The organism is Nonlabens sp. Asnod2-A12 (assembly GCF_045063745.1).
Classification (GTDB): domain Bacteria; phylum Bacteroidota; class Bacteroidia; order Flavobacteriales; family Flavobacteriaceae; genus Nonlabens; species Nonlabens xylanidelens.
Map to the genome: position 1 here is coordinate 680,859 of NZ_JBEFOB010000003.1, position 24,510 is coordinate 705,368.

At 34.7% G+C, this 24,510-nt stretch carries 19 protein-coding genes; 14 read left to right on the forward strand and 5 right to left on the reverse strand.

Going from position 1 to position 24,510, the window contains the following annotated elements:
* Positions 1 to 93: 93 nt before the first annotated feature.
* From ACJJVJ_RS03225 to ACJJVJ_RS03235, 3 genes are all read left to right on the forward strand, one after another.
* The gene (locus tag ACJJVJ_RS03225) at positions 94 to 3,459 is read left to right on the forward strand and encodes a T9SS type B sorting domain-containing protein (protein ID WP_405368947.1); all 3,366 of its coding nucleotides are present in this window, start codon (positions 94 to 96) and stop codon (positions 3,457 to 3,459) included.
* Positions 3,460 to 3,777: 318 nt separating this feature from the next.
* Positions 3,778 to 4,236, forward strand: a complete 459-nt coding sequence (locus ACJJVJ_RS03230) for a DUF1801 domain-containing protein (protein WP_405368949.1) — start codon at positions 3,778 to 3,780, stop codon at positions 4,234 to 4,236.
* Between the two features lie 2 nt (positions 4,237 to 4,238).
* Positions 4,239 to 4,691: a hypothetical protein gene (locus ACJJVJ_RS03235; RefSeq protein ID WP_405368950.1), complete on the forward strand. Its 453-nt coding sequence runs from the start codon at positions 4,239 to 4,241 to the stop codon at positions 4,689 to 4,691.
* Between the two features lie 103 nt (positions 4,692 to 4,794).
* Here the strand turns inward: ACJJVJ_RS03235 and cmk are convergent, their stop codons facing one another.
* The 4 genes from cmk to ACJJVJ_RS03255 form a co-directional block, all read right to left on the reverse strand.
* On the reverse strand, positions 4,795 to 5,490 hold the full coding sequence (gene cmk / locus ACJJVJ_RS03240) for a (d)CMP kinase (protein WP_405368951.1): 696 nt from the start codon (positions 5,488 to 5,490) through the stop codon (positions 4,795 to 4,797).
* A complete protein-coding gene (gene porQ, locus ACJJVJ_RS03245; RefSeq protein ID WP_104515155.1) occupies positions 5,491 to 6,504 on the reverse strand; it encodes a type IX secretion system protein PorQ in 1,014 nt (337 codons plus the stop codon).
* A gap of 79 nt (positions 6,505 to 6,583) precedes the next feature.
* A complete protein-coding gene (gene mtaB / locus ACJJVJ_RS03250; protein WP_405368953.1) occupies positions 6,584 to 7,912 on the reverse strand; it encodes a tRNA (N(6)-L-threonylcarbamoyladenosine(37)-C(2))-methylthiotransferase MtaB in 1,329 nt (442 codons plus the stop codon).
* Positions 7,913 to 8,075: 163 nt separating this feature from the next.
* Positions 8,076 to 8,438 (reverse strand): nuclear transport factor 2 family protein, encoded by a 363-nt coding sequence (locus ACJJVJ_RS03255; protein ID WP_104515157.1) that lies wholly within the window; start codon positions 8,436 to 8,438, stop codon positions 8,076 to 8,078.
* A gap of 170 nt (positions 8,439 to 8,608) precedes the next feature.
* Here ACJJVJ_RS03255 and ACJJVJ_RS03260 point away from each other — a divergent pair, with 170 nt between their 5' ends.
* The 6 genes from ACJJVJ_RS03260 to ACJJVJ_RS03285 all read left to right on the forward strand — a co-directional run bounded on the left by ACJJVJ_RS03260 (position 8,609) and on the right by ACJJVJ_RS03285 (position 12,997).
* Positions 8,609 to 9,217: a tRNA-(ms[2]io[6]A)-hydroxylase gene (locus ACJJVJ_RS03260; protein ID WP_104515158.1), complete on the forward strand. Its 609-nt coding sequence runs from the start codon at positions 8,609 to 8,611 to the stop codon at positions 9,215 to 9,217.
* Between the two features lie 29 nt (positions 9,218 to 9,246).
* Positions 9,247 to 10,299, forward strand: coding sequence for a COX15/CtaA family protein (locus ACJJVJ_RS03265; protein WP_405368956.1), 1,053 nt, complete (start codon positions 9,247 to 9,249; stop codon positions 10,297 to 10,299).
* Between the two features lie 104 nt (positions 10,300 to 10,403).
* On the forward strand, positions 10,404 to 10,880 hold the full coding sequence (locus ACJJVJ_RS03270; RefSeq protein WP_104515160.1) for a Dps family protein: 477 nt from the start codon (positions 10,404 to 10,406) through the stop codon (positions 10,878 to 10,880).
* 158 nt (positions 10,881 to 11,038) lie between these two features.
* The gene (locus ACJJVJ_RS03275) at positions 11,039 to 11,266 is read left to right on the forward strand and encodes a putative signal transducing protein (protein ID WP_104515161.1); all 228 of its coding nucleotides are present in this window, start codon (positions 11,039 to 11,041) and stop codon (positions 11,264 to 11,266) included.
* 138 nt (positions 11,267 to 11,404) lie between these two features.
* Positions 11,405 to 11,935, forward strand: a complete 531-nt coding sequence (locus ACJJVJ_RS03280) for an IS1096 element passenger TnpR family protein (RefSeq protein WP_104515162.1) — start codon at positions 11,405 to 11,407, stop codon at positions 11,933 to 11,935.
* A gap of 3 nt (positions 11,936 to 11,938) precedes the next feature.
* On the forward strand, positions 11,939 to 12,997 hold the full coding sequence (locus ACJJVJ_RS03285) for a nucleoid-associated protein (RefSeq protein ID WP_104515163.1): 1,059 nt from the start codon (positions 11,939 to 11,941) through the stop codon (positions 12,995 to 12,997).
* Between the two features lie 71 nt (positions 12,998 to 13,068).
* On the opposite strand, the gene ACJJVJ_RS03290 is transcribed toward ACJJVJ_RS03285, so the two are convergent.
* Positions 13,069 to 14,133 carry a hypothetical protein gene (locus ACJJVJ_RS03290; RefSeq protein ID WP_104515164.1) on the reverse strand — a complete coding sequence of 355 codons (1,065 nt, stop codon included), beginning with the start codon at positions 14,131 to 14,133 and terminating at the stop codon, positions 13,069 to 13,071.
* Between the two features lie 59 nt (positions 14,134 to 14,192).
* On the opposite strand from ACJJVJ_RS03290, the gene ACJJVJ_RS03295 reads away from it, so the two are divergent.
* The 5 genes from ACJJVJ_RS03295 (at position 14,193) to ACJJVJ_RS03315 (ending at position 24,389) form a co-directional block, all read left to right on the forward strand.
* Positions 14,193 to 15,089 carry an ABC transporter ATP-binding protein gene (locus tag ACJJVJ_RS03295; RefSeq protein ID WP_405368959.1) on the forward strand — a complete coding sequence of 299 codons (897 nt, stop codon included), beginning with the start codon at positions 14,193 to 14,195 and terminating at the stop codon, positions 15,087 to 15,089.
* Positions 15,090 to 15,097: 8 nt separating this feature from the next.
* Positions 15,098 to 15,940: an ABC transporter permease gene (locus tag ACJJVJ_RS03300; protein ID WP_405368961.1), complete on the forward strand. Its 843-nt coding sequence runs from the start codon at positions 15,098 to 15,100 to the stop codon at positions 15,938 to 15,940.
* 138 nt (positions 15,941 to 16,078) lie between these two features.
* Positions 16,079 to 19,354: a T9SS type B sorting domain-containing protein gene (locus ACJJVJ_RS03305; RefSeq protein WP_405368962.1), complete on the forward strand. Its 3,276-nt coding sequence runs from the start codon at positions 16,079 to 16,081 to the stop codon at positions 19,352 to 19,354.
* 30 nt (positions 19,355 to 19,384) lie between these two features.
* Positions 19,385 to 21,433 (forward strand): gliding motility-associated C-terminal domain-containing protein, encoded by a 2,049-nt coding sequence (locus ACJJVJ_RS03310; protein WP_405368963.1) that lies wholly within the window; start codon positions 19,385 to 19,387, stop codon positions 21,431 to 21,433.
* Between the two features lie 31 nt (positions 21,434 to 21,464).
* Complete coding sequence (locus ACJJVJ_RS03315; RefSeq protein WP_405368965.1) at positions 21,465 to 24,389, forward strand: gliding motility-associated C-terminal domain-containing protein; 2,925 nt, start codon at positions 21,465 to 21,467, stop codon at positions 24,387 to 24,389.
* Positions 24,390 to 24,510: the final 121 nt, after the last annotated feature.

The following is a 24,510-nucleotide window of genomic DNA, read 5'->3' on the forward strand; positions in this document are numbered from 1 at the left end:
CGAAAGCGGAACTCATAAAGGTATCTCAATTATCTTTCAATCAGAAAAGAACTACAAAAACTTCATTATTCTTGAATCTTCAACTATTATAACATGCGACAAGCCTTTATCCTACTATTTATATCTACGTTCCTTACAGTTAGCTACAGCCAAAATACGATAATACCAGATATACTTTTTGAGCAAGAGTTAATCAATAGTGGTTATGATAACATACTAGATGGACAGGTCACTACTGCAAACATAAACACTATAACTGTTCTAAATATACCTACAGGAAACATCACAGATTTATCTGGTATACAAGACTTTACTTCCCTCAGAACGTTAAGATGCACAGGTAACATGATAACTACATTAGATTTAACAAATCTTAGCTCTCTAGAAGATTTGAATGTTTCTAACAATTTAATCACATCATTACTTTTACCTAACAGTATTATCGAAGTAAATGCCGCTAATAATCAACTGACTGGGATAGACCTTTCAACTCACAACAACCTTATTGAATTAAATATTGAAGAAAATCAATTCACTAGTTTTAATTCTGGAGTAGCAGATCTGGAAATTCTTAATCTATCTCAAAATCAATTAAGCACATTAAATTTACCTATATTGAGTAGCTTGACAGACTTAGACTTATCCAATAATCTTTTTACCAGTCTAGATTTTTCAAATAACCTTGCTCTTACAGATTTAACGTTATCAAATAACGCACTTACAGCACTTGATATCTCACTAAATATACAGTTAGAATTATTAAGAGCTGCTAATTGCACTCTTAACTCCTTAGACCTATCTTTAAATACAGCATTAGTAAGAGTACTCATTAATGGCAATCAACTTTCTACAATAGATTTATTTTCTAACCTAGCACTAGAAGACATTAATATAGGAGCTAACCCAATCACTTCAGTCGGAATGGGATCTAAACCTGTCTTAGAAAAATTTAGTGCTGACAACTGTGACATAACAAACATTGATTTTACCCAAGCTCCTTTACTCGAATATATAGGTTTTGAAAGCAACCAATTAACTACCGTTGATTTATCACAAAATCTAGTTCTAAACAGGTGTTGGATACGAAGAAACAATTTGATAAATATGGATTTTTCCAACAATCCGTTGATGCGTAGTATCAACCTTTCTACAAATCAATTAACATCATTAACACCTCCTCCTTCCACAACAACACTGACTTATTTTGCTATGGGTGGAAATTTATTAAGTGATCCCGCTATTTTAAATTCTTTTAATACTTATCCCAATCTAAGTATAGTAGATATAGGTAACAATAATTTTTCTGGCACACTACCTAACCTTACCGGCTTGCCTAGTTTAAGCTATTATATTTTCAGTAATAACAGTTTTCAATTTGGGGATTTTGAAAATGAGCACATTTACTACAGAGATAATATTTCAGTAAGTCCATTTTATTCTAATGAACCTCAAGAAAAAATTAACACTATAGATATTATTAATGCAAACACTGGAGGTAACGTTACAATGACGACTACAGCTTCAGGAGCTCAAAATCATTATGACTGGTTTAAAGATGGTAACAGCATCGCAGGTGCTCCAGACAACGATACATATATTATTACCAACTTACAATCAACTGATGCAGGTATCTACCACTGCGAGGTAAGTAGCGATATAGTGGTGAGCCCTAATAATGGACAACAGCTAGTTTTAGAAAGAAATGAAATCACTCTTATAATTAACAGCTTTGTACCTAATTGTACTTCTATTATTTCTCCTGCAGATAACGACATTGATGTAACCATAGACACTAACATAGATTGGAATACAGAAGCTACTGCCACTGGTTATTTACTTTCCATAGGAACAACAACTGGCGCTACAGATATATTAAATAATTTTGATAATGGTAATTCTACTTCTTATAATCCGCCAATGGATTTTCTAGAAGACACAACTTATTATGTTACAATAACTCCTTATAACACCGCTGGAAACGCAACTGGCTGTGCAGAAACTAGTTTCACAACTGAAACTTTACCTGTCGGTTGTCCACATCCTGTATCTATATTAAATAACCAAATTAACATATCACTGGATGAAACAATTACATGGTTCCCTGCTTTTAATGCTGATAGTTATTTAATTTTTATAGGTACAGGCTTACCTGGAGCATCAAATATTTTTTCTGGAACAATTAATAATGCGACTTTTTTAAGCTTAATGTCAGATCTCCCTGCTAACACATTAATTTTAGTAGAGATACAAGCTTTTAATAGTATTTCTGGCGAGAGTGGCTGCATTAACGGATTTTCATTTACAACTGCTGAGGCAATCCCTAATTGTGCAACGCTTATCTCACCTACAGATAATGATATTGATGTAACCTTAGACACTAACATAGATTGGAATGCAGAAGCTATTGCCACTGGCTATTTACTATCTATAGGAACAACACCTGGCACTACAGATATATTAAATAATTTTGATAATGGTAATTCTACGTCTTATAATCCGCCAATGGATTTTCTAGAAGACACAACTTATTATGTTACAATAACTCCTTATAATACCGTTGGAAACGCAACTGGCTGTACGGAAACTAGTTTTACTACGGAAATTATTACTTCAGCACCTAATTGTAATTCTATTATCTCACCTGCAGACAATGATATTGATGTAGCCTTAGACACTAACATAGATTGGAATACAGAAGCAACTGCAACTGGCTATTTACTATCTATAGGAACAACACCTGGTGCTACGGATATATTAAATAATTTTGATAATGGTAATTCTACGTTTTATAATCCGCCAGTGGATTTTCTAGAAGGCACGGATTATTTCGTAACGATTACACCCTATAATGCGGTAGGAAACGCAACTGGCTGTAATGAAACTAATTTCACTACAGAGATTATTCCAACAGCACCTAACTGTACATCAATTATCTCACCTGCAGATGATGCTGAAAATATTCCTATAAACATGCCGATTAGTTGGAATTTCTCACCTAATTCTACGGGCTATTTTATTTCTATAGGAACAACAATAGGTGGTAATGAAATCGTAGACAATTTTGATAATGGAAATGACGTAACCTATAATCACCCACAGAGTTACCCAGATAATACAACACTTTATGTTACCATAATTCCATATAACAATATAGGAAATGCCATAAATTGTAATATTACATCATTTACAACAGCCAATTTAGAACTGATAATCCCCAAATATTTCACACCTAATCAAGATGGCTTTCATGATAATTGGTTAATTGAAGATCCTACTTCTAAGATAGCAACCGTCTCTATATTTGACAGATATGGGAAATTAATTAAGAAAATAGATCGCGCTCCATTTTTATGGGACGGATTATTCAACTCGCAAGAATTAGTTTCTAGTGATTATTGGCATCAAATCACATTATTAGACGGTAAGACTCTTTCTGGGCATTTTACATTAAAAAGATAATTTGAAAATTCCGCTTTCGCGAAAGCGGAACTCATAACAAACTCACTCATCGCATACGGTGTTTTAAACACTCAAAAACCCCTTTTACTAATTATCACTAGTAGTTTCTATTCTATTCGTATAGTTTTAATCAAAGATTTAATACTATTTAAATAAAATCAAACGTTTGTTGATCCTGATTGGAATCAAGGATTAAGATTATTTAAATAAAACCTCGCAGGTGACTAAAATGATTGACTTAAAAGCCAGAAGTATGATCATTATCTGCGAGGTTATTTATAGATGGAGTACCTTTAATACCTCAACTTAAGATAACACATGACCTCAACAGCAACCACACCGCAAGAATACATAATCCAATTACCGGAGGAGCGCAAAAAACCTATAAGTGATTTACGTGAAGTGGTTCTTAATAATTTACCTGCAGGATTTGAAGAAGGAATGCTTTATGGTATGCTGGGCTATTATGTTCCTAAAGAAGTTTATGAAGCAGGTTACCACGTAGGTAAAGAATGGACGCCATTACCATTTATAAATATCGCTTCTCAAAAAAACTTTATCGCTTTATATCATTCTGGTATTTATGCAAATCCAGAATTGATGGAATGGTTTAAAGAAGAATATCCCAAACATTCTAAGTACAAACTGGATATGGGTAAAAGTTGCATCCGCTTTAAGAAGGTAGATGATATCCCACTAGATCTTATTGCAGAGTTGTGTCGTAAAATGACACCGAAACAATGGGTGGAGATTTATGAGAGTGTAATTAAGAAGTAATCATGAAAAAACCAGAATTTTTATATCTATTGCTTGGAGCTAGTTTTGTTTCATATCGTTTTGCAAAAAGCTTTGTAAAGGATAAATTAAAATCAGATTTTAGATATGATATTATTTTGAATTATTCAAATGATGATACTGCTATGGAACAGTTTGATTTTTATCCAGAGGATAATGATAAAAGATTTTTCAACCTTAATGAGAACGAAGTTGTCGATATATTATGTAGAAAAAACAAAGTTCCCGTATGGATAGATATTTCAGTATGTAAAGTAGATCGAAAATTTACAACATTCAATTTATTATGCGCAGGACGATACTCTGATAATCCTGATGAATATTATTATAAGAAAAATGGTTCAGGCCCATTCGGTATTAAAAGCCCAAATTTCCCACCTGGACATAATAAAGATAAAAAATTTAAGCTCAAGAATTCTAATCAATTAAAGTTTTAAAAATATCAACTTTCTAACCAAGGGGAAATAGGTTAACCTAGAGACAAAAAAGGCAACACCAAAGGAGCAATTAAAATGGCTTGATGCGATTATAGAAAAAGAACTAAGCTTTTTCAACAGCAATCTCAGCCCAAGAGACTAACAATTCAAATTGTTCTTCTCTCGTCATTTTTGAAGTATCTAATAATTTTGCTTCTGGCAACTGTATAAGCGGACTATCTTCTCTTGTAGAATCTATATGATCTCTTCCTATTACATTTTCTAGCACTTCTTCTAGGGAGACGTCATCACCTCTTTCTAGCAACTCTGCATAACGTCGTTGTGCACGTACTTCTGGTGCTGCCGTCATAAAAACTTTAAGCTCTGCATCTGGAAAAACAACACTTCCTATGTCACGACCATCCATAACGATACCTTTCTCCTCACCCATTGCTTTTTGTTGTTCTACCAGCTTTGCACGCACTTCAGATATTTCTGCTACTTTACTTACTATACCACTTACTTCCAGCGTGCGTATTTGCTTTTCTATATTCTCACCATTTAAATACACATCTGCACGATCTGTGTCTTTATTGTATTTAAAACTGATATGAATATCTGGTAAAGATTCAACTAGCTTTTCAATATCTAAAGAACCTTTTACGAGCAAGTTTTCGCGTAAAGCGTAAAAAGAAACCGCTCTATACATCGCACCAGTATCTACATAGACATATTGCAATTTTACAGCAAGTTGTTTTGCTGCTGTACTTTTACCAGTACTAGAATGTCCATCTATAGCGATTGTAATTTTCTTACTCATTTATTGCAAATTTATATTAACCCCAAAAAGGCTCGTATGTGACGCTAGTGTATACCTAGCATGCGTGTAACTAAATCTTAAATTATTCATTTTTAAAGAAAAACCAGCACTCACACCAGAAAAAGCTCTCGTGTTCTCTATGCGCAATTCTTCGGCTCTTCTAAAACTGTATCCTAAACGTACTTCAAAAACTTGTTCTGGAAAAATCTCTAATCCTAATACGGTATGTCTCAAAGCATTGTTAATAAATCCAGGTTTCTCATCTGTCACATTACCATCTAGATCTGTTTGCGCGTTTGCCTCATTAACAAAGGCTATATTCCATTGTTGTAAATTTTCTAGAGTGACGTGCAGTCTTAAAGGAAGGTACTTCATGTTATTAGAAAAACCAGCCGATATCTCCAAAGGAAGATCTTCATAAATCTCATTATAAGGTGTAAATTGTGTCCCTAGATTACGTACAACTACCGCTGCACGTATAGCCTTATCTTCATTATAATATAAGAAACCTATATCTACCGCTCCACCAAAGGATGTGTAGATATCTAATTTTGAAGAAATGAATTTCAAGTTAGCCCCTACATAAAAGTCAGACCACGGTATATTATAAGCATAACCCATAGAGACGGCCACCTCACTACCACCGAATTCTCCGGTAGAGTTACCTTGCTCGTCAAAACCATCAAATTTCCCGTAATTTAGGTAAGTAACACCGGCATGAAAGGTTTGCACGTGTCTATCCCAGGTATAAGCATAACTAGCAGTACCATAATTTACATCTCCTAAATAATTGACATAATTGACCTGTAACTGATTATCCATTTTAGGATTAATAGTTGCCGGATTCAGGATTCCCGACGTAGGATCATAATCTACAGCAGTAAGTACCCTACCACCTAGAGCTGCTTGCTTTGTTCCAGATACCAAGTTTAAGAACTGGTATGTAGATTTTCCTCCTATTTGCGCTTTCGCGAAAGCGGAACATAACAAAATAACAAGAAACAAGTGACGCATCAATGGTTTTTCAATAACTGCAAATGAATAACGCTTGCAAGTTTAATTTATTTTTATGTGAAGTAAGGTATTTTAAAGTTTAATCTACTGCCTCTATGCGTACTATTCCATCTTCTTCTATGGATAATAGTTTCACATCCTGCAATTGGTTTACAAATTCTGGATTCCAGTAAGTTTTTACTTTTACATAATTCTCTGTAAATCCATGAATAAAGCCCTCTTTATTCTCTGCTTCCCATAATACTGTTTTAGTCTTCCCTAACTGACTTTCATAAAAAGAACGGCGTTTCTTTACAGACAGACCACGTAGCATTTTAGATCTTTTTTTACGTACATTAATAGGTACAGCACCTTCCATAGTAGCGGCTGGTGTGTTTTCTCTTTCTGAGTACGTGAACACATGTAGATATGAGAGATCTAGTTCACTTAAATAATTATAAGTATCTAGAAAATGGTCGTCTGTCTCTCCTGGAAATCCTACTATCACATCTACACCTATACAACAGTCTGGCATCACTTCTTTAATCTTACTGACACGATCTGTATATAACTCTCGATTATAGCGACGCTTCATCTTACCTAACAACTCATTATTCCCTACCTGTAATGGTATATGGAAATGAGGCACAAAGGCATTTGCTCCTGAGACAAATTCTATAGTCTCATTCTTCAATAAGTTAGGTTCTATAGAAGAAATACGTAAACGCTCTATTCCTTTTACTGTATCCAGTGCATGAACTAGATCTAGAAAAGTATGCTCATGACGTTTATTACCATGCTCGCCTTTTCCATAATCACCTATATTAACACCTGTAAGGACTATTTCTTTAATTCCTTGCTCGCTTATCTGTCTTGCATTATCCATTACATTTTGTAAAGTATCACTACGCGAGATTCCACGAGCTAGCGGTATGGTGCAGTATGTACATTTATAATCACAACCGTCCTGCACTTTTAGAAAAGCCCTAGTTCTATCACCTATAGAGTAAGATCCTACGTAAAAATCTGCCTCATCTATTTCACAAGAATGTACTTGTGCTGGTTCTTCCTTAGATAGCTGATTGAGATAATCGGTAATTTTAAATTTTTCTGTAGCACCTAGAACAAGATCTACGCCATCTACAGCGGCCAGTTCTTCTGGTTTTAATTGCGCATAACAACCTACTGCTATAACAAAAGCATCTTCATTTATCTTCTGCGCTTTTTTAACCACAGATTTAAAACGTTTATCTGCATTTTCTGTAACACTGCAGGTATTCACCACATAGATGTCTGCTTTTTCTTCGAAGTCTACTCTACCAAAACCTTCTTGTTCAAAAGAACGTGCAATGGTACTGGTCTCACTAAAATTAAGTTTACAACCTAATGTGTAAAAAGCGACTGATTTTGTAGCTGTCTCTACGGGCATATTCTGTTATGATTTAAGGGCTGCAAAGATAGTTTTTTAGTCGCAGAATTTTATTGCTACTACAGAGACTGTTTTACGGTACTGGTTATGATGTTGTTTCCGCTTTCGCGAAAGCGAGTTCTCCATCAAAAAAACAAGATAATTTAAAGCGATAGAATTAATTTTATTCTTCTGTATCATAAAAAAATTGCTCTCTCCATATTTTACCGTTTTTTACCTGATACACTCCTATTTCATTCATTTGAGAACGATGACCGCTAGGTTTGTGCGTCGTATCCATCCAAAAGGTAACAGCAAAATGACCGTCTGCAACTACAGGATCTGACACCTTATTGCCATGTACTTCAAAATTTTCTTTCCACCACTGCCCTTTTTTCTGTAAACCATCAAAACCTTTTACTTCTTTCATAGGCTCTGACATTTCTACACTGGTTATTTCTGGACTGTACAACTCTTCATAAGCTTTATGCTCTTCATTATTACGGCAGTATGCTACTAGTTGGTTTGCTACTTCTCTGGTGGTCATGATAGTATATTTTATATTAAGCACTTAAATGTACCCTTTTTATTTTTATAGGAGCAACTTATTTAACGGTATTTAAGTAGAGATAACAGTTTACCTAGTGCATATAATTTAATAGAATGAAAAGTTAACAAATCTTGTTATAAATCCACAGGGTTCACGACCTTTGTAGTATGAAAATGAAAGCCGAAAAGAAATTTACACTAGGTCTTAAATTACCCACTGATCCACGATGGGCAGATATTTCTACCATAAGCCTACAACACATTCTTACCGACCATGCTTTTTGTGAACAAAAGGCAACAAGTAATATTATATCGTTAATACAACAATATTCTGAACGTGAAGGTATTGTAGAACTCTTATCACCTGTAGTTACTGAAGAATGGGGCCATTTTAGAATGGTTATTGCAAAGTTAAAAGAACGAGGTCTGGAACTAGGTTTACAAAGACAGGATGAATATGTAAAAAAACTGGTCAAAGGAAAGAAAAAAGGCCAAAGCCGTGAAGGGTATTTTCTAGATCAACTACTTATTTGTGCCATGATAGAAGCTCGCAGTTGTGAGCGTTTTAAAACATTGTGGCAAAATCTAGATGATACAGATTTACAAGAGTTCTATTATAAATTTATGGTTGCCGAAGCCTCTCATTACAAACTCTTTTTAGAACTTGCAAAAATGCATTTTCCTGAAGATGACGTCATGGTACGCTGGAACTACTGGTTAGATTATGAAGCTAGCTTTATAAGCGATCTAGAAGTACGTGGTGATAGGTTACATTAATTAAAAAGGTTACAAAAGAAACGATTGCAATGAATAAAACTATTCAAAATTTCTTCTCAGAAAAAAGATACCGTCAGTGGCTATCTCTCAGCATCTTACTTATTTATCTTATAGTTATCGCTGGCGCTGTGGTGCGCATGACTGGTAGCGGCATGGGGTGTCCAGACTGGCCTAAGTGTTTTGGTTATTTAATACCACCGACAGAGCAATCTCAAATAGAGTTCTCACCAGAAACACCGTACAAAGAAGGAATGGTGATTATAGTAGACGAAGAACTGCGTGTAGCCAAAGATGATTTTTTCTCTACAAAAACCTTTTCTGAAAAAAATTGGGAGCCTTATACTAAACATGACTATGCTCTTTTTAATGTTTACCACACCTGGACGGAGTATGTTAACCGACTGGTAGGCGCACTAGGTGGTCTGGTAGTTTTGATCATGTTTATATTTTCATTGCGTTATTTAAAGAAGAGACCATGGATAACTATTTTAAGCTTTGTGGCTGTAATATCCATGGTGGTGCAGGCTGTCATAGGTAAAATAGTTGTAGACACTCATTTATCTCCAGCATTGATCACCTTTCATATGATAGTAGCGTTACTTATTGTAGGATTATTGATTTATCTATTACATGAGGTAAAACCTATTGATTACCGTTTTAAATCTAATAAGAAAATGGCTCAATTTGCTGCTTTACTTATTATTCTAACTCTCGTACAAGTAGCCATGGGGACACAGGTTAGACAGTTTATAGACCATCAAGTAGATTTACTAGGCTATCCATTAAGCTCTACATGGTTAGAAAATGGACCGTTAGTTTTTATTATACATAGAAGTTACTCTATTTTATTAGTAATCGCACACATTTGGTTTTTCTACCAGATGATACAGAATTTTCAACATCCTAAAACTCCATACTATTTACTGGCAAGTTTATTTGTTATTACTATTTTAAGCGGTGTTTTTATGAATTACCTAGATTTCCCTTTTGGTTCTCAGGCAGTTCATTTAGTTATCGCCTCTTTAATCTTAGGCGTACAGTTCTATTTATGGATGCGATTAAGGGTCGCACTAAAATCATAATATAAACAGCACAATAAGTAACATGTGTCACATAAGTTACTATAGATAAAGACTAACTTTATATCAAATAATTAAGAACCCACACAATATTAAAATTATACACCATGAAAAATACCAACTTAATAGGACTCGACAGCGACAAAGCAAAAGAACTAGCTGAAAAATTAAATGAACTTCTAGCTAATTACTCCATATTCTATCAAAACACCAGAGGTTATCACTGGAATATTAAAGGAGAAAAGTTTTTTGAACTACACGTAAAATTTGAAGAATTATACAATGACCTTGTTCTTAAAATAGATGAAGTTGCTGAAAGAATCCTGACCCTAGGTCACACTCCTAAACACAATTATGCAGATTATAGAGCTGCTTCTCAAATTAAAGAAAGCGCACAAGTAAGTGATGGTATTGTAGCTGTAGAAGACATTTTATCTTCTTTTCAAACTATAATTATCCTTCAACGTGAATTACTTTCCCTTTCTTCTGATGCTGACGACGAAGGTACTAGCGCCTTAATGAGTGATTACATAAGCTCACAAGAAAAACTAGTATGGATGTATTCTTCATTCTTAAATAAATAAAAAATGTAAACCATTATTTATATAGAAATAAAACTCTCATAATCCTTAACAAGATTACGAGAGTTTTTTTTTATGAAATTCTTATCAAATATTTGAGCTTTCCATGAACTATATCTGTCAATCTAACGTTTTAAATAAAAGCATTAAACAACATACTCATGGCAGAACAGGTAAGAATATACACAGCAAGTGCTATAACAATTAACAGACTAGCACAATTACTAGAAGAACAAAACATACCTTCTATTATAAAAAACAATCAAGAATCTGGTAGACTAGCCGGTTTTGGCACCACAGCAGAAAGTGTAGAACTATACATTCTAGATACTGATGTAGAAAAAGCGCAAAAAGTAGTAGATGTTTTTAAATCAGTTAACAACATTTAGAAATGTACTTATCCATAATATAATAGAACTTATTTTCCCATGTTATTTAACAGGTTAAATACTGAAATTCCTACTAATCATAATAACATAGATCAGGTTCAAAATTCATATCTTTGCCATCCTTAAAAATTGAAGTAAATGATCTATAGATTAAGAGTTCTTCTTGATGCAAATGACGACTGTTTTAGAGACATAGAAATTGATGCTAACAGCACACTTGAAGAGTTTCACAACGTTATTGTACAGTCCTTTCAACTAGAAGGAGATGAAATGGCTAGTTTCTACGCTAGTGATGAAGAATGGAATCAAGGTGAAGAGTATTGCCTATTTGATATGAGTGGCGGTATGGCACCAGTTAAGAAAATGGCCGACACTTTATTAGAAAACGCCATGAGTAAAACTAAGACTAGGATGATCTATATTTATGACTTCTTAAGTCTATGGACGTTCTCTGTAGAACTAGCAGATATTGTTAGCAATGTATCTGGAACAGCCTATCCACAGGTAATATTTTCTGTAGGTGAATTACCTGATAACGCTCCTGACAAAGAGTTTGAAGCAGACCCTCGTTTTCATGAAGATGGAGAAGAAGAATATCGTGGTGATATAGATGATGGTGATGACGAGTTCTATGATGAGCATTCCTTTGACGAAAACGACCTATACTAGCCTATGATTAATTTATTTAACACTAGAATTGAAAACCTAGCCATACATCGTGTAGGTAATAAGAATAAAGGAGAACATCTTCTTACGTCAGATAACACCACACCGCTAGATGACGAGATGCATTCTCTTTTAAAGGAATATTTTTTAAAATCTTTCCGCTCTAAAGAAGAGGCTTATTATAGTTTCACACATGAAGATGACTTAGAGTTTCATGAGATGTACGCTTACGCGAAAGCGATATTCTCAACACCAGCTTCTTTACTAGAAAATAGTAAAAAGATGGCAAAACACTTATACCAGCAGTCAGACCATCCACACATAAGAAGTGGTGAGATATACATATGTTACTTTGATAATGTAATGGTGGACAACAATAAAACTGATGCAATAGGTATTTTTAAGAGTGAGATAAAACAAGAGTTTTTACAATTTGAAGAAGGAGAGTCTGATTTAAAGATGATCTTACAACAAGGAGTGAACTTAAATAAACTTGATAAAGGTGCCATCATATTTAATGTCGAAGAAGAAGTAGGGTACAAAATCCTTTCTGTAGATTCTAACCGTTATGATGCAAAATACTGGCTAGAGAGTTTCCTAGGTGTAGATGTTTTTGAAGATGAAAACTTCTTTACTAAGAAATATTTGAAATTTTGTCAAGACTTTGCAAAAGACGTGGTTTTACCTGCAGAGGATAAGAAGGAAGAAGTAATGTTTATGAATCGTGCAGTAAATCATTTTGCAAAAAATGACACTTTTGAAGAATCTGCCTTTTTAAATGAAACATTAGATAACCCAGATCTAATTCCAGAATTTAAAAATTATAAAGTAGATCAAGGTGCAAAACACTCTATAGAAGATGTGTCTAGTTTTCCTATCTCTAACACTGCAGTAAGTGCAGCTCGTAAAGGAATAAAAAGTGTTATTAATCTAGACACTCATGTTCAAATAAAAATGGACTTTACTAATCCTGATAGTGCAGATAAGTTTATTGAAAAAGGATGGGACGAAGAAAAACAGATGTATTACTATCTAGTTTACTTTAATCGTGAAGAAAAGAAATAAACTTTTTTACCCATACTTAAAAAATTAAAAAATGTCTCTAACGTACTTAAAGTCGTTAGAGATATTTTTATTTAATGGTCTAGATCATGGTAATTTCTCTTCACAAACTCCATAGCTGTATTTAAAATACCTCCCATACTTCTTGCCGTTTTAAATTTAACATCACCGGTAAATTCATGTAATTCTCTTTTAAGCTGTTTAAACTTTACAGGCGTCGATATAAAGTCGGCTCTCATACATTTGATAAGTTGTTTATACCTGGTTTGTGTATTAATTAAACGCTTTGCGATCAAGGCGCGTTCTTCTTTTTTATATTGTTCTATACTGGCGCTTTTTAAACACTCTGCAACATTAGTTACCATAGGAAGGTTTTCCTTAAAAAACTGTGGTCGATACACTTTTAATTTACCTTCATAAGATTGCTGGTCAAAATCTATCGCACGTATAGCATAACTTACTCTATCAAAATCATGCGTTGGAATAACTACATAGTTGTAAGAACGCATATCACCTAATAAGCGTATCAAACAACGTTCATTAAATTTTACAAACTCCTTTGCTATTTGAGTAAGCTCCTGGTGATCGCAACCATCCATATAATCTGCAATAAATTCATCACCTGGTATACCTGCTATATGCTCTTCTATGAGAGTGTCTTTGTAAACTAAAAAATTAATACGGTGTGGTGAGAGTAAATGTTCTAACTCTAACCCATAAACGCGAGAGGCATCAGCTTTTTTTACATAAAAATAAGTAAAAGCATCATTAAGAATATTACTCACCTTGATACGGAATGGTTTTGTATTTCCAAAGGTGCAATAATCAACCGCATCGACACTTAAGTAATCTAGAGTCTCATCACGTCCATCACTATGTAGAATATCATAAATTCTTTTAAGGTGTCTATCTATATGCTCTCTATCAGAGTCAGAATAATAGCATCTCACCCACAAAGTATCTTCATCATTCTTATCATACACCGTTATACAACCAGCAAACCTAAGTAAATCATCATACGAAACAGGTATACTAGTAGCTCGATTATACCGCTTCACATAGTCTGATAATGAACTACCTATAGGAAATGTAGGCTTCTTATTTGATAATAATTTATCATTGAGAATCTTTTCTGACATAATTACAGTAACATTTTTCGTTTCTTGCAGTCACATAATACAACAAAAAAACCTCATTCATGGAAACCATCCTTGAAATTAACCAACTTCACAAAACATATGGCGCATTAACAGCGGTAGACCATATTTCATTTAAAATTAAAAAAGGCCATGTCTATGGAATACTAGGACCTAACGGTAGTGGTAAATCCACAACTCTAGGAATGGTGCTCAATGTGGTAAACCCCACTAGCGGTGAGTATAAATGGTTTGAGGGATCTACATCAAATCACGACGCTCTCAAAAGAATAGGTGCTATTATTGAGAGACCTAACTTCTACCCTAGCATGAGTGCTATTCAAAATCTAGAGTTAGTTTGCAAAATTAAAAATATAGACAAATCTAAGATTGAAGAAAAGCTAGCTGTAGTAGATCTTTTAAATCGCAGCCATTCTAAATTCAGTACGTATTCATTAGGGATGAAACAACGTCTTGCAATCGCAAGTGCGCTACTTAATGATCCTGAGATATTAATTCTAGATGAACCCACTAATGGACTAGACCCACAAGGTATAAGACAAATTAGAGACATCATACAAAAGATCGCTTCAAACGGTACCACTATATTACTTGCCTCTCACCTACTTGACGAAGTTGAAAAAGTATGTACCGATGTTATTGTTTTGAGATTAGGTAAAATGCTTTATGCAGGACCAGTAGATGAAATGAACAGAAATCACGGTTCTATATTTATAGATGCTAGTGATAGAAAAGCTTTACATAGTTTTATTGAGAACAAGCCTTATGCCGGTACCATCACTACACATGATAACGGCCTAGAAGTAAAACTTTATGAACCAGTTGATAATGCACAAATCAATAAAGAAGCATTTGAGAGCGGTATTATTCTAAGCAAATTAGTGCATAGAAAACAAAGCCTAGAAGACCAATTCATCGAGTTAACTAACAAAAACTAATCCACGCCATGAAAAGATTATTAGATATAGAATTTCACAAATTCAGATATAGTAAAAGCAGTATAGTACTTACCATTATTTATTTATTGATTATTTCGATAGCCATGCTAGTTGGTATAATCCCTTTCCGGTTCGGTCCGATTGAAGGTAGTATTGCAGATTTAGGCATTTTCAATTTCCCCTTGGTTTGGCATATCTCAACCTATTGTTTAAGTTTTTTAAAAATATTAATTGCAATAGTAATTGTCTCTTTAACAGCCAACGAATACAGTAACAGAACAATAAAGCAGAATTTAATAGATGGAATGAGTAAAAAAGAAATGATTCTTTCCAAATTTTATTTAGCATTTGTTCTGGCTTTGTTAACCACTGTTGTTGTATTTATTGCCTCATTAATATTAGGCTTAATTTACTCTGACTTTGACGAGCCTTCTATAATTTTCTCACAAATGGGCTATTTAGGGGCATTCTTCTTAGCGCATTTAGTATTCTTTTGCTTCTGTTTATTTGCTGGTATTCTAGTCAAAAGAAGCGCCTTTGCCATAGGATTTGTCATAATATGGTGGATTTTTGAAGTAATTTTAAATGGAGTAGCTTTTGTAATCGATAAAACCTATGGAACTGAAATTTACAATTGGTTAATTCATATTTTACCACTTAACGCTATGTCAAATCTAATCAAAGAGCCAGGATCTAAAGTAGACCTAGTTCAATCTTCACTAAATCAATTAACATTTGATGGCATTGAATTTACCTACGACATAGAATGGATAGATGTAGCATCTGTATGCATATGGAGTACATTATTTATTTATATGTCCTACGCATTATTAAAAAGGAGAGATTTGTAAAATACAATTAACATAATCTACTTATAAAACGTCGCTATAATTAATTTTATAGCGACGTTTTCATTATTATTCATTTGCTTAAAATCAGGAAATGTTAAAAGAGTCTCAATTGTGATATGTGTGCATTAAATTCGCACTATGCAGAAAAAGAAATTCTTTCATGCCATTTCAATATTGGTAATATTATTTAGTTTTAGTTTAGTTAATGCTCAATTAGAAGCCTCAAATTGGTATTTTGGTTTTAATGCAGGTATAAACTTCGATCCTGCTACCGGTGCTGTTACCGCTTTGACAAATGGTCAAGTATCTACTAATGAAGGTTGCGCCAGCATATCTGACGAAAATGGCCAACTTCTTTTCTATACGGACGGATCTACTGTATACGATAGTTCGCACAACATCATGGTTAACGGTGTGGGATTAAGAGGTAATCCATCTAGTACACAAAGCGCTATTATCATACCAAAACCACAGGACCCAAATATCTATTATATTTTCACAGTAGATGTTCCAGCCTTCGGTGGTTCTGATGGGATACATTATTATGAAGTAGACATGACTGGAAACCTAGGTCTTGGAGAGGTAGTTACAAATATTGCAAACCCTCCACAATTAATTGGTCAGGCTGCAGAAAAACTAACGGCAATTAATCATTCCGTTAACGATGAAATTCTAGTAACAGCTATGGCAAACGCATCTGGATTTGGTGCCTATAACTCCTTTTTCACTTATACTGTAAGTGCCGCCGGTGTTAATTTAACTCCAGTAATATCCACTGTAGCTACTTCTACCACTGAAAGAAGAGGAAATTTAAAAATATCTCCAGACGGTAGATATATGGTTTCTTGTAATATGAATTCAGGTACATTTATCTATGATTATGACCAAAGCTCTGGTGTTGTTTCTAATGAACGTAGACTATCCTTCAGCGGTGCAAATCAAGCTGGATATGGAGTAGAATTTTCTCCTGATGGTAGCCTTTTGTATGTTACCGCATCTAACGATGCTGGAGGATCTGGTGCTGCAAACCATACCTCTACCCTATATCAGTACCAACTTACCAACACTAACTTAGTAAATCCTATTGTTTTCGGTACCGTTATAGACACAAGACAGGGATATCGTGGTTCTTTACAGTTAGGAATAGATGGCAAAATCTACAGAGCCATATCAGATTCTTATGATATCGGTAGACCTTTTTTAGGAGTAATCAATAACCCAAATACAGTAGGAACAGGATGTAATTACCAACATGATGCCATACCACTTTCTGGACGTGCATCAACACAAGGATTACCACCTTTTATTCAAAGTTTCTTTGCTCTTATAGATGTAGAAAATCTATGTCTAGGAGATGGTACCACCTTTGAATTTCAATCAGATACACCACCAGATGCAGTTTTATGGGATTTTGGAGATGGAAATACTTCTACTCAAGAAAACCCAACACATACATATGCAGCAGCTAGAATTTATAATGTTGTACTTTCTCTTACCAGTGGAGGTAGCACCAGAATATATCGTAAAAACGTTCAAATTTATGAATCTCCAGTAGCAAACCCAATATCAGATCAGGCTGCTTGTGATATAGATCAAGATGGCATGGCTACTTTTGATTTAGATAACACTGCAACACCAGAAATTTTAGGATCACAAAGTGACATAACTTACACAGTAAGGTACTTCACAAATCAAAGAAATGCAGACGATAACTTAAACCCTATCACTACTCCTTATGAATCAAATATCGCTAACCAAAGCCTAATCGCTAGAATCTATAATTCTAATAATGCTGCATGTTATGAAACTTTAAGTTTTAACCTAGAAATATTTGATCAACCTATTTCTAATGCAGTAAATGAATTAGAAGAATGCGATGATGATTTTGATGGAATCATAGACTTTAACCTTAGTGATCAGACACCATTAATTCTAGGAACTCAAAATTCAAGTGATTTTAATGTTTCTTACCATACTTCACAAAACGATGCAGATTTAGGCACTAACCCATTACCTAATACGTATAGAAACAACACTCCTTTTAATGAAACGGTCTTTGTGCGTGTAGAAAATGTATTATCTAACAGTTGTGCCGACACTACACAATTCTTTGAATTAATAGTTAACCCTAAACCTGTCGCATTAGACTTTACTGCTTTTCAATGTGATGAAGACGGCACCGTAGATGGCAGAACCATTTTTAGTTTTGAGAGTTTTAGCAATTCAATTAGTGATAATGCAACAGGAGTTTCTGTTACTTATTTCATCAATCAAAATGATGCAGATAATGACGTGAATCCTTTAAACAGCACTAGTTACACTAACTTAACACCTATGCAAACTATAGTTGCCAGAGTTACTAACGATATTACAGGCTGTTTCACAACCTCGATGGTCACCTTATCTGTAAGTGCTAGCGATGCTCAAGACACCACACTTTCCACTTGTGATGATGACGGTATAGAAGATGGTTTTTCAGAATTTGATTTAACTACAGCGAGTAGCAATGTACTTATTAATGCACCAGCTGATGTAACACTCAACTATTACCTCACTCTCAACGATGCTCTAACAGAACAAAATGTTCTACCTATTGCATACACAAATACTACAGCAAATAACCAGACCATTTATGCAAGAGCAGAATCTCCTGATGGTAACTGTTTTGGAATAAGTGAAGTAGAACTTATAGTTAATCCACTTCCCGTGATTGAACTTACAGAGCTGTATGATTATTGTGGTAATAACCCACAAGCATTAGTTATAGATAGTGGTATTATAACTGGTTCTATTACAGATTACACCTATTCTTGGAGCACAGGAGAAACTACAGAGTCTATATCTGTAACTAATGGAGGTGATTATACTGTAACGGTAAGCAATTCTGATGGATGTACTAGACAGCGATTAGTTACGGTAATTATCAGTGAACCTGCAACTATAAACAGTATAGAAGTAGTAAATGCTGGCACTAATGATTCTGGAAGTGCAACTATTAATGCAAGCGGTCTAGGAGACTACGAGTACCGCATAAGTCTAGATGAACCTTTTCAAGACAGCCCTATCTTTGATAACATTGCACCAGGTTTCTATACTGCTTATGTAAGAGATAGAAATGGTTGTGGAACTACTACACAAGATTTCAGTATTGTGGGTTACCCTAGATATTTTACTCCTAATAATGATGGGTTTCATGATTACTGGCAGTTAATAGGTGTTTCTGTAGTTTTTGAACCTAATAGCGAGATTTACATATTTGATCGTTATGGTAAATTACTCAAACAACTATCTCCACAAGGTCCTGGCTGGGATGGAAACTATAACGGCACGCCATTACCATCTAGTGATTACTGGTTTAAGGCAACTTTAATAGATGGGACTACCTTCTCATCTCACTTTACGTTAAAAAGATAAATTATGATTGCCTATTTTTACAATAGAGCAATGAAGTATATATTTTATTTATTAATTTTTATCTGTTCCGCTTTCGCGAAAGCGCAACTAGAATCATCCTATTGGTATTTTGGTATCAATGCAGGTATCGATTTCACATCTGGTAATGCTGTGGCTGTAGATAATGGTCAGTTAGTAACTGGAGAAGGTTGCGCAACGATTTCAGATCCTTTTGGAAATTTATTATTTTACACAGATGGCTCTTTAATTTATGATGCAAACCATGTAATCATGCCTAACGGGACTGGTTTAAAGGGAAATTCTTCCAGTACAAGTAGTGCCATAATAGTACCTTTACCTGGCAATTCTAGTATTTACTATGTTTTTACAGTAGACACAGATGACTCCTTATATCGCAATACAGAAGGGTTGCATTATTCTATAGTAGACATGACACTTAATAATGGCACAGGTGATGTAGATCCTTTTAATAAAAACATCAATCTACTACCCATCACATCAGAAAAACTTACAGCTATTACAAATGCCGCAGGAGACGGTTTCTGGATTATATCACAATTTGAAGGTACATTTTATTCTTATGAACTTACAGTTAGTGGACTTAACACAACTCCAGTATCTTCTCAAGTCGCTCCTTTCATAGAATTAATTAACTCCACAGTTACAAATGTAGATGTTGCTGCAATGAGAGGTTATATAAAAATAAATGCGAGAGGTAACAAACTAGCCGCAGCTCATTTTTCAAATAACACCACAGCCGAGTTTTCTGGTATAACAAATGTACTAACAGCTAGAAGTCTTGCATATACTAACGGTGGTGAACTTTATCTCTATGATTTTGACAATTCAACTGGCGTGGTTTCTAATCCACAGGCGTTGCTGACACGATCTGATGGTGGTTCTATTTATGGAGTTGAATTTTCTGGAAATGGTCAGTTCTTATATGCCGAAGTAGACTACATGAATGCATCTACAACACAAATTTTTGATTTTTTAAGAGGAGAAATCATTCAGTACGATTTAACTTCTAATAATATAGCTGCCAGCGCACAAGTAATACATGATGATAACATTACACCTTTTAGAGGTGCTTTGCAATTAGGACTTGATAATAAAATTTACCATAGTAGAATACAACAAAACGCTTTAAGCGTTATAAATAATCCCGATACTATCGGTGTTGGTTCTAATTATGAATACAACTCATTCCCTTTATCTCCTAATACAGTTGCATGGTATGGACTACCCATATTTGTACAATCATTTTTACTTAATGGAGAGATCGAGACTATGGATCACTGTTTTGGTGAGCCCCAAGATTTTAGTATTCAAACTGCTGCAAGCATAGTATCAATAAATTGGGATTTTGATGATATAGATTCAGGAATAAACAATTTTTCAAACGACTTAACACCTACTCATCTATTCTCTGCTCCTGGCACCTACACTGTTACAGCGACAGTAGAAACGTTAGTACAAACATTTACAATAACGCAAGATGTCGTTGTTTTTAACTCTGTACAAATCAATGATTTCCAACCTATTATTGAAGAGTGTGAGCTTGGTTTTGACAAAGCTGTTTTTGATTTAACACAAATAGCAGAACAGATAAATAACAATTCAAATCAAGAAGTTACCTTTTTCGAATCTGAAGCTGATGCTCTTGAAAACATAAATCAAATCCTTAACCCAAGCAGTTATACAAATCTTTATTTAACTCAAGAAATCTTTGTTAGGGTATCTACTTTAAATTGTTTTGATGTCTTTTCTTTCAAAATAATTACAAAACTCTGTGAAATTGAGGTTTTTAACGTCATAACACCTGACGGTGATGGATTAAATGATACGTTTATCGTTTCTGGCCTATATAATATTTATGATAAACATAAAATGTATATATTTAGCCGGTACGGACAAAAGATTTGGGAAGGAAATAACATAACTGGTGGATGGGACGGCACATCAAATACTGGTTTATTTCATACTAATGACATTTTGCCGACAGGTACATATTTTTATGTATTAGAATTAAATGAACCTAACATAAAGCCCAAAGCCGGTTATGTTTATTTAAGATAGCAAAAACTACAATCCAATTAACTACAAAAAAATGAAAAAACTTTTCCTCCTAACCTTAACTTTTTTATTAAGTTTTCAAATCAATGCACAAATGGAAGCCTCATGGTGGATTTTTGGTAATGGTGCTGGCTTAGAGTTTACACCTAATCCTCAAGTTAGATCTACCGCACCTTTTTTATTAGCGTCGGGCTATAATCAAGAAGAAGGTGTTGCAAGTATTTCTGATGATGCAGGGAATTTGCTTTTTTTCACTAACGGTAGTGACGTATGGAATAGAAATGGTTCTATTATGCCAAATGGTTCTGGCCTATTAGGAAACGCATCTTCCACACAAGCAGCTATAATTGTTAAAGCACCAGAAACACCAGGTGTTTATTTCATCTTTACCGTTGGTACCGCAAGTGGAGGTGGGCCATTAGCCTACTCAAGAGTAGAGATGTCTTTAAATGGTGGACTAGGTGACGTAGTTTCTGGTGTAAAAAATATCATATTACTTCAGAGTAGTGCCGAAAAAGTATCGGCAACTATCAAAACTGGATCAAACAACGCATATGTAATGACTTTTGCAGAAAGAAATGCTACAGCAACCTCTGCAGGAACTGGTAATTACGATTCTTTATTTACTTGGGAAGTTAGAGGAATCCCAGGTGCGGGAATATCATTTGTTGCAGCTACCCCTATTCCTCAAGCAGCAAACGGTAACTTACCTTATTACACAACTACTTTGGCAAGTGCTACCAGTGTAAACGGAATGCTAAGAACATCACCGGATGGAACCAAGATCGCTATTGCAAATAACAATTTCGGTACTCCTAGTGTAACATCAGGGTCTGGTTGTTATTTATATGAATTTAATCCAGGAAACGGTCAGTTTGCTGGTGCTGGTTTACAATTGGATGCTGGAGCAGTTTATGGTGTAGAATTTTCTAAAACTTCGCAATACCTTTACTGTGAAACAGGATCTAGATTTGGTACGGTAACAAGAGACGTCTTTCAATTTGATTTATGTGACACTAATAATATAATCGCTTCTAAAAATACTTTAGCAACTGGCGCTCCAGATGGTAGAGGTACTTTACAATTAGGTCCTGATGGAATTATTTATGCAGCAAGAGCTGACAGTAATTTCTTAGGCGCTATTTTAAATGCTGATAGAGCCACAGCCACTTATGTATCGGATTATATCGATTTAAGCCCAGGAATAAGTAGAGAGGGTTTACCTGTATTTATTCAATCTGATTTTCAAAGTTCATTTGTTGCAAATGATCAATGTCAAGGTGATATTACCGAATTTGAATTAGCATGTCTACCACAAGTAGCAGCATCTATGTGGGATTTTGGTGATGGAAACACGCTTTCAGTTACTGGTCCTGGTGTAGTTCAAAACACCTACGCAACTGCAGGAACCTATACTGTTAGTGTAAATGTTACCGATGTTTCTGGAGATATAAGAGATTTTGTTCAAGATATAGTTATATACGAAAATGGAATCGTAGATCCTATTGACACTACATTATTAGATTACTGTGATGACGATAATTCTGGTTCAGAAATTGTTGACTTAACGCAATTCACAGCAGATGTATTAGGTACTCAAGACGCAGCAACCTTCAATATCTCTTACCACCCTACTCAAACAGATGCTGAAATGGACACAAATCCTTTACCAGATAATTATGATGTAAGCGTAGGTACTGTACAAGTTTGGGTAAGAATCGCAAACAACACCTCTCCTATAGACGACGGTTGTAGTGCTGTAGCATCATTTGACCTTACCGTTAGCACAACGCCTAGTGTTTCAAATATCCCAGATTTTGAGCTATGTGATGACTCTAGCGAGGATGGTATAGAAGATTTTGATCTTGCAGGTTACCTAAGTGTTATAGAGAATACCGCTGGTAACCCAGTAGACGTAAGCTATACCTACCACCCTACACAAATGGATGCTGACATGAATACCGCAGCAATAGATACAACTGTACCTTTTACAAACACTACATCACCTCAAATTGTATTTGTAAGACTACAGAATACAAATGAAGCTGACTGTTTTGGAACAGCACCTATAAGTTTGATCGTTCAAGATTTACCATCTATTTCTACACCGATGAATATTGAAGTATGTGATGATGCACCATTAGATGGTAGTAGTGACTTTATATTATCAGATCAAGATAACAACGTAGACCCTACTGGATTAAATACTGTTTCTTACTACAATAGTCTTAGTGATGCAGACTCTGGTAACAATCCTTTACCTAACACATATAATGTAACAGGTTCTGAAGAAATCTTTGTGAGATCAGAAACACCAGACGGTTGTTTCAACACGACTAGTTTTATGATAACAGTACAAGCTGCTCCATCTATAGGTAATGCTCCAGATCTTACTAATATATGTGATGATAGTGTTGATTTAAACCAAAACCTTTTTGAGCTATCTGTACAAGACGATATCATTCTTAACGGAAATAGCGCTACAGACTTTACAATAAGTTACTATACCACAGATGCAGACGCTCAAGCTGGTGTTAACGCATTACCTACTACTTATGTGGTTCCTTTTCAAGCTGGAACAACTTCTGATTTATTGTTTGCTAGATTAGAAGATAATGTTACAGGATGTTTCAACACTTCTCAATTTACCATCATATTTGAGAGATGTGAAATCATCTTCCCAGAAGGTTTCTCTCCTAATAACGATGGAATAAATGATACATTCTCTATTCCTGGACTTGCTGAACAATACGATAACTTTAGTCTTCAAATATTCAACCGTAATGGATCAGTTGTTTATGAAACAGCTGCTAGCAATTATGTTGAATTTGCAGGAATACCTAATAGCGGTGTATTATCTGGCGATGGCTTACTACCTACCGGAGTTTACTTTTACGTTATTAAATATAATGACGCAGACATAGAAGACACAGCTAGTTGGGTCTATATCAACTACTAAATAAATAGAATTAATAAATTATCAAAATCCTAGTTTTAATTAACTAGGATTTTGATAATTTATCTTTAAGCTGTACTGTTAGTTCCGCTTTCGCGAAAGCGAGACTGAATAAATTACACTT

What these genes read in the sequence shown, in the direction of transcription:
- cmk (WP_405368951.1), bottom strand. Translation starts at nt 5,490, where the DNA reads ATGAGTAAGAAAATTACAATCGCTATAGATGGACATTCTAGTACTGGT.
- mtaB (WP_405368953.1), bottom strand. Translation starts at nt 7,912, where the DNA reads ATGCCCGTAGAGACAGCTACAAAATCAGTCGCTTTTTACACATTAGGT.
- ACJJVJ_RS03275 (WP_104515161.1), top strand. Translation starts at nt 11,039, where the DNA reads ATGGCAGAACAGGTAAGAATATACACAGCAAGTGCTATAACAATTAAC.
- ACJJVJ_RS03260 (WP_104515158.1), top strand. Translation starts at nt 8,609, where the DNA reads ATGAAAATGAAAGCCGAAAAGAAATTTACACTAGGTCTTAAATTACCC.
- ACJJVJ_RS03310 (WP_405368963.1), top strand. Translation starts at nt 19,385, where the DNA reads ATGAAGTATATATTTTATTTATTAATTTTTATCTGTTCCGCTTTCGCG.
- ACJJVJ_RS03295 (WP_405368959.1), top strand. Translation starts at nt 14,193, where the DNA reads ATGGAAACCATCCTTGAAATTAACCAACTTCACAAAACATATGGCGCA.
- ACJJVJ_RS03285 (WP_104515163.1), top strand. Translation starts at nt 11,939, where the DNA reads ATGATTAATTTATTTAACACTAGAATTGAAAACCTAGCCATACATCGT.
- ACJJVJ_RS03270 (WP_104515160.1), top strand. Translation starts at nt 10,404, where the DNA reads ATGAAAAATACCAACTTAATAGGACTCGACAGCGACAAAGCAAAAGAA.
- ACJJVJ_RS03305 (WP_405368962.1), top strand. Translation starts at nt 16,079, where the DNA reads ATGCAGAAAAAGAAATTCTTTCATGCCATTTCAATATTGGTAATATTA.
- ACJJVJ_RS03255 (WP_104515157.1), bottom strand. Translation starts at nt 8,438, where the DNA reads ATGACCACCAGAGAAGTAGCAAACCAACTAGTAGCATACTGCCGTAAT.
- ACJJVJ_RS03315 (WP_405368965.1), top strand. Translation starts at nt 21,465, where the DNA reads ATGAAAAAACTTTTCCTCCTAACCTTAACTTTTTTATTAAGTTTTCAA.
- ACJJVJ_RS03280 (WP_104515162.1), top strand. Translation starts at nt 11,405, where the DNA reads ATGATCTATAGATTAAGAGTTCTTCTTGATGCAAATGACGACTGTTTT.
- ACJJVJ_RS03300 (WP_405368961.1), top strand. Translation starts at nt 15,098, where the DNA reads ATGAAAAGATTATTAGATATAGAATTTCACAAATTCAGATATAGTAAA.
- ACJJVJ_RS03230 (WP_405368949.1), top strand. Translation starts at nt 3,778, where the DNA reads ATGACCTCAACAGCAACCACACCGCAAGAATACATAATCCAATTACCG.
- ACJJVJ_RS03290 (WP_104515164.1), bottom strand. Translation starts at nt 14,133, where the DNA reads ATGTCAGAAAAGATTCTCAATGATAAATTATTATCAAATAAGAAGCCT.
- ACJJVJ_RS03235 (WP_405368950.1), top strand. Translation starts at nt 4,239, where the DNA reads ATGAAAAAACCAGAATTTTTATATCTATTGCTTGGAGCTAGTTTTGTT.
- ACJJVJ_RS03265 (WP_405368956.1), top strand. Translation starts at nt 9,247, where the DNA reads ATGAATAAAACTATTCAAAATTTCTTCTCAGAAAAAAGATACCGTCAG.
- ACJJVJ_RS03225 (WP_405368947.1), top strand. Translation starts at nt 94, where the DNA reads ATGCGACAAGCCTTTATCCTACTATTTATATCTACGTTCCTTACAGTT.
- porQ (WP_104515155.1), bottom strand. Translation starts at nt 6,504, where the DNA reads ATGCGTCACTTGTTTCTTGTTATTTTGTTATGTTCCGCTTTCGCGAAA.